A 12,058-nucleotide genomic window follows, 5' to 3' on the forward strand; every position below is an offset into this window, starting at 1 on the left:
GAGGGTGTCGGCAACGAAGTCCGGCAACGGGCTTCAAAAGACCTTGCAAACAATCTCAATCTGGCGATGGTTACTATTTATACTTTTCTTTTATTTTTCTGTTGTTTTGGTTGTTATAAAGGAGAAAAGCCCAGAAATAAGGGTTTTTTTCCGGCAACCGGCTCGGCAACGGAATAGCAACAGGGGATGCAACGGGCTGTCATTTTCAGAATGGAAGCTCCATCTGTTCTGTGACCTCCACAAAACCGTCCATCGTTTTTTCAGACGGGTTGCATAAGTCCGTTGCCGGGTTTTCACGCTCCCAGCCCTTTTGTCTGCCATATTCGGGAAACATTCTTGGGTTCGGGAAGTACCGCCAGCCGGTAATGCACTGGTTCATAATCTCGTTGATTTCCCGGATTTCCCATTGCTTCGGCTCGTCAAAGACATGGTTCAAGGCTTCCTTGTAGAGTTGCTTGGAGCAGACCATGCTCCCGGTGTACTTATCAAGATACGCCTGTATCATCCCGGCTTTGGTGTCCTCCGGCATAAAATCCCGCTGGTGTTCTTTGAGATACCGCTGCATGGCAGGGCTGAAAGCCAGCTTGAACCTGCCGCTTCGGTAAATCTCCATCGCTTCCGCCCACATCTGCCCGATATAGGTTCTGGAAGCGGCTTCGTCCTCCAAAATGTGAACCTCCGCCTGCTCCGGGTATACCATGACCGGGATAAAACGGCGGTTGCCGGAACGGTCAAGGGGCAGGAAGTCAAGGGCATTGGAAGTGCCGCCAAACACGCATTGTCTGGAGCGGTCTGCCGGATGGGTTTCATAGGGTATCTTGTAAACCTCTTTCTGCCGACTTAAAAATGACTTGATTTCCTCAATGCTCTTGGCGTTGGCGGTTGCCATCATTTCCGACATTTCAATAATCCAGTGACCTTGCAGCTTGCGGTACACATTGTCATCGTCCAGCTTCCGCAAATCATCGGAGAACCACTCGTCCCGGACTGCCAGCAGCCGGAAGAAGGTGGACTTTCCAGCCCCCTGACCGCCTACCAGACAGAGCATGATTTCAAACTTGCACCCCGGCTGAAAGGCTCGTGAGATAGCACCCAGCAGGAACAGCTTCAACGCTTCATAGGTGTAATCGTCTGCGTCAGCCCCCAGAAAGTGCCGCAGGCAGAAGCGGATTCGTTCCTTCCCGTCCCACACAAGGGAACTTAAATAATCCCGGATGGGATGGTACTTGTTTTCATTCGCCACAATCCCGATGGCGTTATCAATCTTTTTCTCATTGGTAAGCCCGTAGGTTTCTTCCAGATAGAGAAGCAGATACTTCATATCCGTATCGTTTAAGGCGGTGCTTTCCCTGTGGAAGCCGATGGGCTTTATGATGTCCTTGCGGTCGGTCAGGATGTTGTATGCGATAGCCCCGGAAAGCAACGGGTCACGCTGAAATACGGTCAGGCAGTTCCGTATGCTCTGATGGACACCGCCTTTCTCGGTGGTTTCCAGCCCCGCCTTGATTTCCTCAACGCTCTGGGGCGGCTGCATGGCGTTCATGGTGTTTTTTAGTTCCTGCTGCGTCTGTGGCGGCAAGCTCTGCCATTCGCTTTTCAAGCTGTATCACATCCTTTCCGTAGTCCGTAATCAAAGCCGCTTTTTCCTCTGTCTCCCCGAACAGCAGCACATCCAGCAGATATTCCACATGGGCTTGCTTCTGTAAGGCTTCCACAAACCGGGGATGAAAGACTTCCTCCGGGGAATGCGGGGCGTAGTCCTTTCTCCATGCCCGGAGCAGATGGAGATAATCAGCAAGAATACGGAAGCAGCGGCTCTTTGCTTCCTGAAACTGTTCCTCCGGGGATTTCTGCCGAGGCTTGGGCTTTTTTGCCTTTCCCGGCGGCTTCCAGTCCTCATAGGAAAGCCCGAAGTCATTTGCCAGTTGTATGGCGGCTTCTTTCTTTCCCAGCCCATACAGGGCGGCGGCAAAATCAATCACATCCCCATCCGCACCGCAGCCGAAGCAGTGGTAACGCCGATCCAGCTTCATGCTTGGGGTTTTATCGTGATGGAACGGGCAGCAAGCCATCCCGTTCCGACCTATATGGATTCCATAATGCTCCGCAGCCTGTCTTGTTGTGACGGACTGCTTCACAGCTTCAAATAAATTCAAATCTATTCCTCCTTGAAAAAAAGAAAAGCACCTGACATTCTCAATCTGAAAATGGCAAGTGCCTGTTAAAGTTCCATATCCTGTTGTTTGTGTTTTGTCTGCACCGGGGCAGTTCTTTGTGCTTTTTTCTCGTCAGCCTTATCCTGCAAGACTTCTTTGATAGGCTGTTTCATGGGCGGCTCTTTGCTTTCTTCTGTGCCGGGGGTGGCTTTCCGTACCCAGTAGCGAATGTCCCGCAGCTTCTTCAAATCCTCCTGTACCTCGGTCAGCGGTGTTTTCAGGGCTGCAATTTCTTCCAGAAGCATTTCCTGCTCCTCTTGCAGCTCATTTTGGGTACTGTCCTTATCGTCCGGGTGCTTGGCAAGGTAGGCGGCGGCTTTCTCATACCGGGCAACCTCCGGGTGTTCCTGTTTGAATTTCTCCTTTGTTTTCTTAAAAAATATCTTCTGGTACTTCTCATAGACAGGCTTACATTCCTTGCAGTCTGTCCGGCTGGCAAGAATCCCGTCAATCACTTTGCTGCGGGCTTCCTTTGGCTTCATCTGATTGCGGTAATCTGCGGCTGATTTCCCGGAAGATTCCAGAAATGCTTCTAAGTCCTCCACAGTGGAAAGCCCCTTTTGCCGGAGATAGGACAGGGCTTCGCTGACTGCCTTTAAGTCCTGTGAAGTCCCCCGGTTCTGTCCAGCCCTCGTCCAGTCCTTCCGTTCTTCCTTTCGTATCTCCATATACTTCATCAGCAGATTGGGAAGAAGTGTTGCTTCCTCCGCCGCTTTTTGTGCAAGCAGTTCTTTCCGTTTTTCTCCCAGCTCGGTAATCCATCCTTTGAGGTTTTGGATAAGCTGCCGGATGGACTTCATCAGGCGGTTGGCGGCTCTGATGTCCCGGTTCAGGTTGCCGATATTCGTCTGGATACCACGCTTTTCCATCTGCCGGACAGCCGCCCCCTCATGGACAGTGGGGACAATATCAAGCCCCTGTCTGGCATAGGAACGCAAGTCCACACGCTCCGGGCGGTCATTGGCTTCCAGATAGCGGTTCTGGATGACCTCCCATTCATGCCGCCAGATTTCACAATACTTCTGGTCGTTCCAGTCCACCGTATCCTCCTTGTGGCTTTTCCACCTGCCGGATGGCAGCTTTATCCGTTCCCCGTTTTCGTCAAGGTCATAAACCTTGCGGCTCTTGGGAAGCCATTTCCCATGTTCGTCCATTGCCCTCATAGTGAGCAAGACATGGGCGTGGGGATTGTGTCCCGGCGGATAGGGGTCATGGATGGCAAAGTCAGCAATCATGCCTTTGGAAACAAACTGCTGTTCACAAAACTCCCGGACAAGGACAGCGTACTGGTCAAGTGGTATTTCTCTTGGGATGGTAAGCACCCACCGCCTTGCAAGCTGGGAGTTCCATTGCTTCTCAACCGCTTCGGCTGCGTTCCATAAAGTATTGCGGTCGGCATATTCCTGTGGGGCATTTGCCGGGAGCAGGATTTCATTGTGGACGATACCACGCTTTTCCGGGTAGTGCTTCACTTGCTGGTCGTATTCACAGAACAGCTTTTCGCCGCTCTGGTAAGCAGCGGCGGCAACAGCAGACTGCCGCTGGCTGCGCTGCACAATCGTGATTTCGTTGTGTGGACAGGGCATTTCGTGTTCCTCCTTTCGCTAATTGGTGGATGGGGTGGCGTTTTACCACCTCATTTTGGGCAGAAAAAAAGCAGGAGACCTTTTTTCAGATTTCCTGCTCGATGTGCCGCTGTGTGGGCGGCGGGTATTTAGTTGTAAAAGTTCGGGACAAGTTGACCCGATGAGTGAATGATAAATAGAAAATTTGCAAAGACTATTGACATTTTTCCAAAATATCTTTCAGTTGAGCAGTCAACACATCTTCTTGACCGAGAAGCACATCTTTTTCATATACAATGGTATTCCACAGATTGCTGAGTTCTGCGGAAATTTCAGGGCTATCACAAAATTCGTGTGCCACCCAAATATTGCTGGCTATCGCTTCTGGGGCGCCATCAATGGACAGACCTTTATCTTTGATTGTATCAATCGCACGAGAAATATATTTATCAAATTGTGCTGCTCGACTTTCTGTATGTGACTTGTCGCTCACATAGTGTCCAATAAAAAAGGAAATTGCAAATCCAGCGATGATGAACACGATAGTCAATGCTGTACCTATTCTTTTCATACTTCCAACTCCTTTGTCAAATTCAAGAACTATTTTTTATTGCTTCCTATCCAGTAACATCCTGCTCCGATTACCGCTGATAAAAATTCAATTCCTTTCAAATACATATCGTAGTTTGTATATCCGATAATTGGACCAGATAAAACATAAATTATAACAAACACAATAACTGTAACTATTGCTCTCTTAGCAGTGTCCTTCACTTTTATTCCCTCCATAACTTCGACATTGTTGCTATGAAATTTTCTTTTCATCATCTCTCGGTGGTCGGACATAACATAACATTTCTTTTTCACAAGCACCAAATTTTGAGAAATTGGATTTCGCTTCTTTTAGTGTTATTCCATGATTAGAGTCGCTTGGTTCGTTATCAGAAGCAATGAACGGGTCATTCTCCCAAAAACAAACGGGACAGATATACCCACAATCTTCATTTGCCGGAACATTATAGGTAAAATATCCGCAGCAAGGACATTGGTATTTTTTCATATAAACCTCCCGTTTAAGCCTTGACCTCAAATTCCTGATTTATTGCTGACTTCATTATACTTCATTGCCTATCGAAAAGATAGCATATTTTATGAAACTTGTCGGCTGGGAACAGCTTGCAACGCAAGGTGTCCCCAGATGGCAAGTCCACAAAAGGGTAGCTGGCGGCAGCCAGCGCAGGGGAAGTGTAGCGTCCCCTGTATGATTTGGAGCAGACCATGACTGCGGAAAATCACAGCCCTCCGGCGAGGAGCCTTCGGAGAACGCAATGCGCCAACCTCTGGGTGGTGTATAATTGCGCCCTTAGTAAACTAAGGGGTTTCTGGCTTCTTCCGTTCCAGCAGTTTTTTCAATAATTCCTGCGTGTCCTGTCTGTGAAAAATGAGTTTCAACAACAGCATGACATCATCATCTGTCAGGCGTTCCGGCTCTTGCAGAAAACTTTCCAGCATACCGCCACGGGTACAGAGCCGGTGCGTCCGTTCCTTTCGGGTAAGCTGTTTCAACTGGTGCTGCAATGCCTTTTCATCATTGATGGCTTTCCGCAGTTTCTTTTCGCTTTTCTCCAGCTCCCGGTTGAGCTTTTCCAGCTTTGAGGTATCAGGCAAGGGCAGCGTCCTCCTTTCCCGGTATCAGCACATAAATTCGGTTTGGTTCTCCAACGCCCTGACGCACCCGCATGATAAGTCCGGCGGTTTCCAGTTCATTCAGAGAACGCTTGACCGTCATAGAGCTGCGGGACAAGACTGCGGCAATGGCTGTAACAGGGAAGCAGACAAACAGGATTCCGTTTTCGTCCTCCTGCCCTTTGGATAGCATAGCGTCCAACATCCGGCAGTACATGACCTTTGCGGTGCTGCTGACTGGAAATCCTGTCAACGCTCTGGGAAAGGGCATACAGGGCGGCAATGGTGTGTCTATCGTCATAAATTCAAAATTCATTCGGTGTCTTCCTCCTTTTTCCTTGCTCGTTTGGATAAATAACGGGGGCAGTCAACCACAACCGCCCGGAAGCTCTGCCTGCACCCATGCTGGCATTTCCGGCATAATTCGTTGTAAGTGACACGCCCCCGGTCATTGAGGTAAAAGGAAAGCTCATGCTTCCTCTTTTTGCTCATTCTCGGCATATTGCGCTTCCTCCCGTTTTAGTGTATGGTTTCGGGGCGATTTTCGGCAAAATTACAGTCATAGAACCGCCTAAAATCTCCCGAAGTATCAGCGATAGGGTAGACTATCCCCCTATCAGGTTGTCGTGTTTCGGTATCATTTCGGTGTCAGTTCGCCAGTTCTCCCCGGTGTCGTTCCTCCCCTGAATCTCACAACGGCGTATCGCTCCCTTTGGTATGCTCGTTTCGGTCAGGGTTCCTCCATATCCCTGCCAAAAGTCATGGCACTACATCGCCGGGGAAGCATATCCCACACAGGCTGGTCATTCGATTGGAATAATCCATCGATGAACTACCTGTATCATAGAACATTTTTGTGCCCTGTGCCGTATATCCACAAAGTAGGAATCAGGGGTAAAAATCAGAAATTTCCACGATTGCGGAAAGTGTGATATAATCCAGATAAGCGGCAGCAATCAAACCACCGGAAAGGAGCGTGCGCCCATGAAAGGAGCAACAAGCATACAGGAACGCCTTTGGGAACTCCGCAAGGACAAAGGCTTAAATCTGGAAGAATTATCAAAGCTGACGGGCATTTCCAAATCAGCTCTTGGGAATTATGAAAAAGAGGATTATAAGGAAATCAATCATGGCAACCTTATCCTGCTGGCAGATTTTTATGGGGTGTCCCTCGATTATCTCTTTTGCCGGACAGAGAACCGGGCGGAGATCAACACGCCATTAAGGGAGCTGCATTTGAATGATGAGATGGTGGCACTGCTGAAAAGCGGTCGGATTAACAACCGTCTGCTCTGTGAGCTTGCTACACATAAAGATTTCATCAAGTTTCTTGCAGACATTGAGATTTATGTGGACGGGATTGCTACCATGCAGATTCAAAACCTCAATGCACTTGTCGATACCGTCCGGCATGAAATCATTGAACGGTATCGCCCAGGCGAAGATGACCCGCATTTGAAAGTGCTGCAAGCCGCCCATATCAGTGATGATGAGTATTTCAGTCACATGGTTCTGGATGACCTCAACCTGATTATCCGGGATATTCGGGAAGCCCACAAAAAGGACAGTGAGAGTGCGCCCCAGACCACCGTTGCCGATGAATTGAAAGAAAATCTCGAAGCAGTCGAAAATTTCAAGGGCAGCCGGGATGAAAAGCTGGTTGTCCTTTACTGCAAGCAGCTCGGTATCAACTATAAAAATCTGTCAGACGAAGAATTTCGCTGGCTGATTCGGATTCTCAAAAAATCAAAGAAAATGGGAACGCCTATCAGCCAGAGGAAAAAACGGTAAAAAAAACCGCTGTTGCATGGTTGGGGTGCCTTCCATGTAGCAGCGGTTCTTGCTGTGGTTATTATTTCATTCGTTTTCTTAATATCCGGCGATAATTTGTTTCTCCCTTTGGTGCGTCCTGTATAATTTCCAACACACCATCTTCAAGCATTTTATCAATGCGATTAGAAATCCATACATCACTAATTCCAAGTTGATATTTTCCTAAAACATTACCTATAACAATAGCCATTTTGAATTGCTCTGGCTGTTCCGCAATTTCACGAAGAATGAAACTATCATATATATCTTCTGAAACACTTTGCAATTTACCATTTAGCATTGCACGCAAAGGTGCATTTTCATTTTGAAGTTGATTCCATTTCATAGCACAAGCTGAAAGAAATACAGGCTTAGCTTTTTCTTGTAGAGTTATATATTTTCCCCATTCGCCAGGAGAAACCTCACCCCATGCTATTTTGGATGTCATAGTATTTTCTTTTCCATATTCCCAGGCAGGTAACTTAACCAAATAAATTGTTGTCTGACAGTTTAATGGTCGAAGTTGTTTCATAAGCCAGTACATACCGCAAAGTTCATCCGGATTATAGCTATACCAAATACGAACTTCTTCCCCAGCTACATATCGTTCAATAACCGAAGACAATGTAGTTTTAATTTTCTGTATTTTTTCTTCAACCTGATAGTCTAAATCCTCTACAAACCAGACAGACAGCATTTTCTTGAGAACATTTTTCCGCTGTTCGCCAATTCCATTATCAGAAATATCTCCCACACTAAGAGCCATATCAAAACAATAAACATCACTGCTCTTGCCTCCCAATGGAATAGCATTCTCCCAAGCAATATGTTCTTGTTCCTGTGCTTGAATTTGTGCTTCTTTCATTTCATCTGAAGATGGAACACTCCCATCTTCGTGCCTCATAAAGACCGAAACTGCACTTCCTCTATACTTTCCCTTACCGTAAGTTTGGGCAATTTTCAAACTTCCACAGGCACTTTCACCAAATACAATTTCAATCATCTTATATACCTCCGATTTAATTACTCCCGTATGAATAAATTATATCATGCAAAACAATTTCTTCTGCCCGGTTGTGAATGTTATTACAACGCTGCACCCATTCCATTTGTTGAGTTCGCTTCAATTCCTCTGTCACGCCCTCGGTGGCTTTCATCTGCTCCATGATAGTGTCTAACCGTTCCTGTGCCTGTTCGTTCAGGTCTGCAAGATATGTCCACAATTCTCCGGTCAGTATCAATGTATTCAATCTGGCTGGGTGGACTTCCCTTAAATATTCCCGGTGCATCCGTCCGTACTTTCCGATAGGGCGGTGTTCCTCCGGCAGTTTCAAGTCCGGGATGTAGTAATCTCCGACAAGGATATAATCAATTCCGTTTTCCGTTATTCTTGGTTTCAATTCTCTCATGTTCCTTACCTCCTGTGGAAGCAGGCTCGTCTGGTACTAACTCAATCACATCGGTAATCTCACAATTCAGCGTTTCACAGATACGGGCTAATGTGTCCATGCTGATGTGCTTTCCCTCTTTGCTCATGTTGGCAATCATATTCGTTGTCATACCAGCGGCAAGCCTTAAATCCTCTTTCCTCATATCACGCTCTAACAGTGTGTGCCAGAGTGGTTTATAGCTGATGTGCATATTGTTTTCCTGCCTTTCTATCCATACCACCGGGGCGGCTGCCCCGGCAGGAACTTTTCTCTTATTATAGCACCAATCTTGTGAAATCACAATTTATTCTTGTATCCTGCCGCTGATACCGTCTGGATTGGTTTTCCTTTCTTTTTTGTTCCCTTTAATTAGCCATGAACTGCTTCATGCCCTGGCTTTTGGCTCCGGGATTGTCGTTGCCGTAACCCTCCATTAAGTTAATGGCACCCCAAATGCCAAGACCTGCGCCAAGCGCGATAACCAAAGTCTGCAATACACCAACTGCGCTGTTAAAGAAATCCATATAAACCTCGCTTTCTGCCGTTGTGCGGCTCAAAAAATGTTATGGAAAATGAAAAATGCCGCCGTTATTCTTCGGCGGCTGCGTCCTCGTCGGACAAATCTATTTCGTATATGTCAAAGGCTTCATCGGGCTTTACGATTGCCGGACGGGTAGACATATACCGTTCCACGTCAAAAGCGTTTCTTTTGTCGAAGTCGGAAAGGTATTTGTAGTTCGGGTGTTTCGTGATGTCGTATTTGTCGCTTAAAAAGGGACGCACACCGCGTAGCTGCAAAATACATTTCCCACCGTCCATAACTGCTATTTCGTCCTGTGTCATCAGCTCCTTTCCTAATTTTTGATAATTCAGTCCATGAGAAACCTGCGTGCCGCGATTTTCGGAAGTGTTGAAACTGTCGATTGTTTCCCGTCCCAAGTTATCCGAAATCTCTTTTGCATTTTTCCCACGTCCTCCCAAAAACAAGGTGCTGTCGGCATTATCAAGTATGATTTCTGCCGCGTCCCTGTAAATGGCTTTTAGCTGGCTCTGCGATTGCAGAATGATAGAAGCGGACATTTCCCTACTGCGGATTGTAGCAATCAATTTATCGAAGCGGGGTATCTGTCCGATGTTCGCAAACTCGTCAAGCAAAAAGCGGACGTGAACAGGCAATTTGCCGTTGTATTCGTCGTCTGCTTTATCACAAAGCAAGTTGAAAAGCTGTGATTGCAAAATAGCGATAACAAAATTAAAAGTGTCGTCGGTATCGCTCATTATGAGGAAAAGCGCGGTTTTCCGGTCGCCCAATGTGTCAAGTTCCAATTCATCATAGGACATGAGTTCCCGGAGTTCCTCTATATCAAAAGGGGCAAGCCGCGCACCGCAAGAAATAAGGATTGACTTTGCCGTTTTGCCAGAGACAAATTGTCAAGGACTTTTTAATCAAATTCACAAAAAAGGTGCCAGAAGCACCGTATGGCTCCTGACACCTCGTTTGATAGATTACATTTTTCCGTTCAACAGGTCTTTGCAGAGATACGCATAGTCTGGCAGCTGGTTGATATATGGCCCCCAGCGCCGCTTGATTTCGGCCAATTCCAGCGGGTCGGCTGCTTCCAGTGCATGATCGTTGCCCGTCATATACAAAACATCCATAGCAACATCATCCAAACACCTGCCGCAGAGATCGGCGGCAGATTCTATCCTGATACCGGTATCCACATAGACTGGATTTACGCCAATCGCCAGCCAAACATAGCCTACCTTGTCCGACCAGAGCAGTTCAAAATCAGGGCTTTGCCGCAGATGTTCCGCAAAGACTTCCTTTACTCGCTCAATTTCATGTTTCTCTTTTTCTGTGTAAAGCATTTTCGTGTCCTCCTTGACAAAAATTTTGGTGCGTACCATCATCAGTTTAGCACAAGGCGGCTTCGTTTATCAGTCTGTCACATTTGCTGAATTTCATTTTTGAGCATACGCTTGATTTTATCGCTCATGGTTTCTGTGCTGGTATTGCTGAAATGGACATGAACCTTGTAGGTTGTCTTGCCGATTTTCTTTACCATCGCTGGCGTGTTTTCCGGCGCTCTGGACACAGTAGCGGCGTCTGCCGCCTGCATAGTACGGGGTTCTTTGTTCATGGCGCTCCTTTCTCCGAACGGGTCTGTGCCGCCCGGTAAAAAATCAGTCGTGCTTACTGTTTACAATGTCTTTTGCTGCCTGTCGGGTAGCACCGGCATTTTCTTCCCGGAAGTTCTTCCCGGCAAAGAGGATCGGGGCGCACCGTTCCAGGATACGGTCATAGATACGGGCGTGGGCCAGGTCGGGCGGGTTCTTGAGTTCGGCCAGCTTCAGATTGGTGGTGATTATCATGGGCCTACGGCTGCGGTAGCGGCTGTCGATGACGAAAAACATCTGCTCCATAGCATATTCGGTACTGCGCTCTACACCCAGATCGTCAATGATAAGCAGGTCGTACTCGTCAAAGCTGGCGATAAAGTCGGCCTTGTCCTCGGAAAACATCCCGGTCAGGCGGTTCAGAATGGTGGGGAAGTTCGTCATCAGCACAGGCACATCCCGGTCAAGCAGGGCGTTGGCAATACAACCGGCGAAAAAAGACTTGCCGGTTCCCACATCCCCAAACAGAAGCAGGCCGGTGTTGTTCCTGTATGCCTCCTTCCAGTTCTCCACATAGGCGCGGGCCTTGTCCATCAGAGGATTTTGGCCGTTGTCGTTGGCAAAGGTGTAGTCGTACAGATAACGGTCTTGCAAACCCTGTGCCTTTCGGCGTTTGATACGCTCCATGCGGCGCTGCCGTTCTTCAGCAGCCTTGCGCTGCTCCTCAGCCTCCCGCTGGCACTGGCAGATGCAGCGCGGCATAAAGTAGCCGGATTTCCCGAAGCATGGCACAACAGTCTGCCTCTGGCCGCCGCATTTCTTACAGTGGATGAGACCGTCTGCCGGGTCTATGTACTCGTCCCCGGCCAGTTCCACACCGGCGGCTGCCTTGTCGATCAGCGCCCGGATTTCTGCGGTAATCTCCATCATACGGTTTCATCCTCCTTTACGCTGTAATCCCGGTTGCGGGTGGGCGGGGCCGCCTTTTTCGCGTCCTTACCGGCCCAGCGCCGGATGGTGGCGGCATGGCTCTGATAACGCTTGCCGGTAGAAGCCATGTACTCGGACAGTTTTTCGATGTACTGGCCCCATACAGTGGGAAAGCTGGTCTGCAAGTCTGCCATTTCCTCGTCCGTCAGGAAAACATTCTGGTAACGGCCATAGGCGCGGGCGGAGCGTCCCTTCTCTATCTCTCTCTTTATCTCTATCTCTTTCTCTAACTCTATCT

17 protein-coding genes and 2 pseudogenes are annotated in these 12,058 nt (G+C 48.0%); 1 reads left to right on the top strand and 18 read right to left on the bottom strand.

Going from position 1 to position 12,058, the window contains the following annotated elements; translation table 11 throughout:
- Positions 1-205: 205 nt before the first annotated feature.
- The 9 genes from H8S44_RS15825 to H8S44_RS15865 all read right to left on the bottom strand — a co-directional run bounded on the left by H8S44_RS15825 (position 206) and on the right by H8S44_RS15865 (position 5,968).
- Positions 206-1,543 (bottom strand): virulence-associated E family protein, encoded by a 1,338-nt coding sequence (locus H8S44_RS15825; RefSeq protein ID WP_186997554.1) that lies wholly within the window; start codon positions 1,541-1,543, stop codon positions 206-208.
- Positions 1,512-2,156: a CHC2 zinc finger domain-containing protein gene (locus tag H8S44_RS15830; RefSeq protein ID WP_117907929.1), complete on the bottom strand. Its 645-nt coding sequence runs from the start codon at positions 2,154-2,156 to the stop codon at positions 1,512-1,514. The genes H8S44_RS15825 and H8S44_RS15830 overlap by 32 nt, the downstream gene beginning before the upstream one ends.
- Before the next feature lie 65 nt (positions 2,157-2,221).
- Positions 2,222-3,802 (bottom strand): MobQ family relaxase, encoded by a 1,581-nt coding sequence (mobQ, locus tag H8S44_RS15835; RefSeq protein ID WP_186997552.1) that lies wholly within the window; start codon positions 3,800-3,802, stop codon positions 2,222-2,224.
- Between the two features lie 193 nt (positions 3,803-3,995).
- Positions 3,996-4,352 carry a hypothetical protein gene (locus H8S44_RS15840; protein WP_117541235.1) on the bottom strand — a complete coding sequence of 119 codons (357 nt, stop codon included), beginning with the start codon at positions 4,350-4,352 and terminating at the stop codon, positions 3,996-3,998.
- Between the two features lie 29 nt (positions 4,353-4,381).
- Entirely contained in the window at positions 4,382-4,555 is a 174-nt protein-coding gene (locus H8S44_RS15845; protein WP_227093999.1) for a hypothetical protein, read from the bottom strand.
- Between the two features lie 31 nt (positions 4,556-4,586).
- Positions 4,587-4,841 carry a CPCC family cysteine-rich protein gene (locus H8S44_RS15850; RefSeq protein WP_117541237.1) on the bottom strand — a complete coding sequence of 85 codons (255 nt, stop codon included), beginning with the start codon at positions 4,839-4,841 and terminating at the stop codon, positions 4,587-4,589.
- 311 nt (positions 4,842-5,152) lie between these two features.
- Entirely contained in the window at positions 5,153-5,449 is a 297-nt protein-coding gene (locus H8S44_RS15855; protein ID WP_097786106.1) for a DUF3847 domain-containing protein, read from the bottom strand.
- A complete protein-coding gene (locus tag H8S44_RS15860) occupies positions 5,442-5,783 on the bottom strand; it encodes a DeoR family transcriptional regulator (protein WP_097786107.1) in 342 nt (113 codons plus the stop codon). Before H8S44_RS15860 ends, H8S44_RS15855 begins: the two co-directional genes overlap by 8 nt.
- The gene (locus tag H8S44_RS15865; protein WP_015573981.1) at positions 5,780-5,968 is read right to left on the bottom strand and encodes a hypothetical protein; all 189 of its coding nucleotides are present in this window, start codon (positions 5,966-5,968) and stop codon (positions 5,780-5,782) included. The genes H8S44_RS15860 and H8S44_RS15865 overlap by 4 nt, the downstream gene beginning before the upstream one ends.
- Positions 5,969-6,451: 483 nt before the next feature.
- Between H8S44_RS15865 and H8S44_RS15870 the strand changes: the two genes are divergently transcribed.
- Entirely contained in the window at positions 6,452-7,258 is an 807-nt protein-coding gene (locus H8S44_RS15870) for a helix-turn-helix domain-containing protein (protein ID WP_119221493.1), read from the top strand.
- 61 nt (positions 7,259-7,319) lie between these two features.
- On the opposite strand, the gene H8S44_RS15875 is transcribed toward H8S44_RS15870, so the two are convergent.
- The 9 genes and pseudogenes from H8S44_RS15875 to H8S44_RS15915 form a co-directional block, all read right to left on the bottom strand.
- Entirely contained in the window at positions 7,320-8,282 is a 963-nt protein-coding gene (locus H8S44_RS15875) for a DUF3658 domain-containing protein (protein ID WP_014078537.1), read from the bottom strand.
- 16 nt (positions 8,283-8,298) lie between these two features.
- Positions 8,299-8,688 carry a TnpV protein gene (locus tag H8S44_RS15880; RefSeq protein WP_009296082.1) on the bottom strand — a complete coding sequence of 130 codons (390 nt, stop codon included), beginning with the start codon at positions 8,686-8,688 and terminating at the stop codon, positions 8,299-8,301.
- Positions 8,648-8,920, bottom strand: a complete 273-nt coding sequence (locus H8S44_RS15885) for a helix-turn-helix domain-containing protein (protein ID WP_002593556.1) — start codon at positions 8,918-8,920, stop codon at positions 8,648-8,650. Before H8S44_RS15885 ends, H8S44_RS15880 begins: the two co-directional genes overlap by 41 nt.
- A 154-nt stretch (positions 8,921-9,074) precedes the next feature.
- Complete coding sequence (locus H8S44_RS15890) at positions 9,075-9,233, bottom strand: Maff2 family mobile element protein (RefSeq protein ID WP_118109943.1); 159 nt, start codon at positions 9,231-9,233, stop codon at positions 9,075-9,077.
- 64 nt (positions 9,234-9,297) lie between these two features.
- Positions 9,298-10,131, bottom strand: a pseudogene (locus tag H8S44_RS15895) (VirD4-like conjugal transfer protein, CD1115 family); the annotation flags it as partial.
- Positions 10,132-10,215: 84 nt separating this feature from the next.
- A complete protein-coding gene (locus H8S44_RS15900) occupies positions 10,216-10,623 on the bottom strand; it encodes a hypothetical protein (RefSeq protein WP_456298176.1) in 408 nt (135 codons plus the stop codon).
- A gap of 35 nt (positions 10,624-10,658) precedes the next feature.
- On the bottom strand, positions 10,659-10,832 hold the full coding sequence (locus tag H8S44_RS15905) for a transposon-encoded TnpW family protein (RefSeq protein WP_431978759.1): 174 nt from the start codon (positions 10,830-10,832) through the stop codon (positions 10,659-10,661).
- A 64-nt stretch (positions 10,833-10,896) separates the two neighbouring features.
- On the bottom strand, positions 10,897-11,760 hold the full coding sequence (locus H8S44_RS15910) for an ATP-binding protein (RefSeq protein ID WP_186997553.1): 864 nt from the start codon (positions 11,758-11,760) through the stop codon (positions 10,897-10,899).
- A pseudogene (locus H8S44_RS15915) lies at positions 11,757-12,058 on the bottom strand (phage replisome organizer N-terminal domain-containing protein); the annotation flags it as partial. The gene H8S44_RS15910 and the pseudogene H8S44_RS15915, both read right to left, overlap by 4 nt.

It is taken from the genome of Anaerosacchariphilus hominis, from assembly GCF_014290175.1.
Lineage (GTDB): Bacteria > Bacillota > Clostridia > Lachnospirales > Lachnospiraceae > Laedolimicola > Laedolimicola hominis.

Excerpts from the sequence above, each read along its gene's own strand:
- H8S44_RS15825 (WP_186997554.1), bottom strand. The coding sequence starts at position 1,543 with ATGAACGCCATGCAGCCGCCCCAGAGCGTTGAGGAAATCAAGGCGGGG.
- mobQ (WP_186997552.1), bottom strand. The coding sequence starts at position 3,802 with ATGCCCTGTCCACACAACGAAATCACGATTGTGCAGCGCAGCCAGCGG.
- H8S44_RS15840 (WP_117541235.1), bottom strand. The coding sequence starts at position 4,352 with ATGAAAAGAATAGGTACAGCATTGACTATCGTGTTCATCATCGCTGGA.
- H8S44_RS15850 (WP_117541237.1), bottom strand. The coding sequence starts at position 4,841 with ATGAAAAAATACCAATGTCCTTGCTGCGGATATTTTACCTATAATGTT.
- H8S44_RS15860 (WP_097786107.1), bottom strand. The coding sequence starts at position 5,783 with ATGAATTTTGAATTTATGACGATAGACACACCATTGCCGCCCTGTATG.
- H8S44_RS15865 (WP_015573981.1), bottom strand. The coding sequence starts at position 5,968 with ATGCCGAGAATGAGCAAAAAGAGGAAGCATGAGCTTTCCTTTTACCTC.
- H8S44_RS15870 (WP_119221493.1), top strand. The coding sequence starts at position 6,452 with ATGAAAGGAGCAACAAGCATACAGGAACGCCTTTGGGAACTCCGCAAG.
- H8S44_RS15875 (WP_014078537.1), bottom strand. The coding sequence starts at position 8,282 with ATGATTGAAATTGTATTTGGTGAAAGTGCCTGTGGAAGTTTGAAAATT.
- H8S44_RS15880 (WP_009296082.1), bottom strand. The coding sequence starts at position 8,688 with ATGAGAGAATTGAAACCAAGAATAACGGAAAACGGAATTGATTATATC.
- H8S44_RS15885 (WP_002593556.1), bottom strand. The coding sequence starts at position 8,920 with ATGCACATCAGCTATAAACCACTCTGGCACACACTGTTAGAGCGTGAT.
- H8S44_RS15890 (WP_118109943.1), bottom strand. The coding sequence starts at position 9,233 with ATGGATTTCTTTAACAGCGCAGTTGGTGTATTGCAGACTTTGGTTATC.
- H8S44_RS15900 (WP_456298176.1), bottom strand. The coding sequence starts at position 10,623 with ATGATGGTACGCACCAAAATTTTTGTCAAGGAGGACACGAAAATGCTT.
- H8S44_RS15905 (WP_431978759.1), bottom strand. The coding sequence starts at position 10,832 with ATGCAGGCGGCAGACGCCGCTACTGTGTCCAGAGCGCCGGAAAACACG.
- H8S44_RS15910 (WP_186997553.1), bottom strand. The coding sequence starts at position 11,760 with ATGATGGAGATTACCGCAGAAATCCGGGCGCTGATCGACAAGGCAGCC.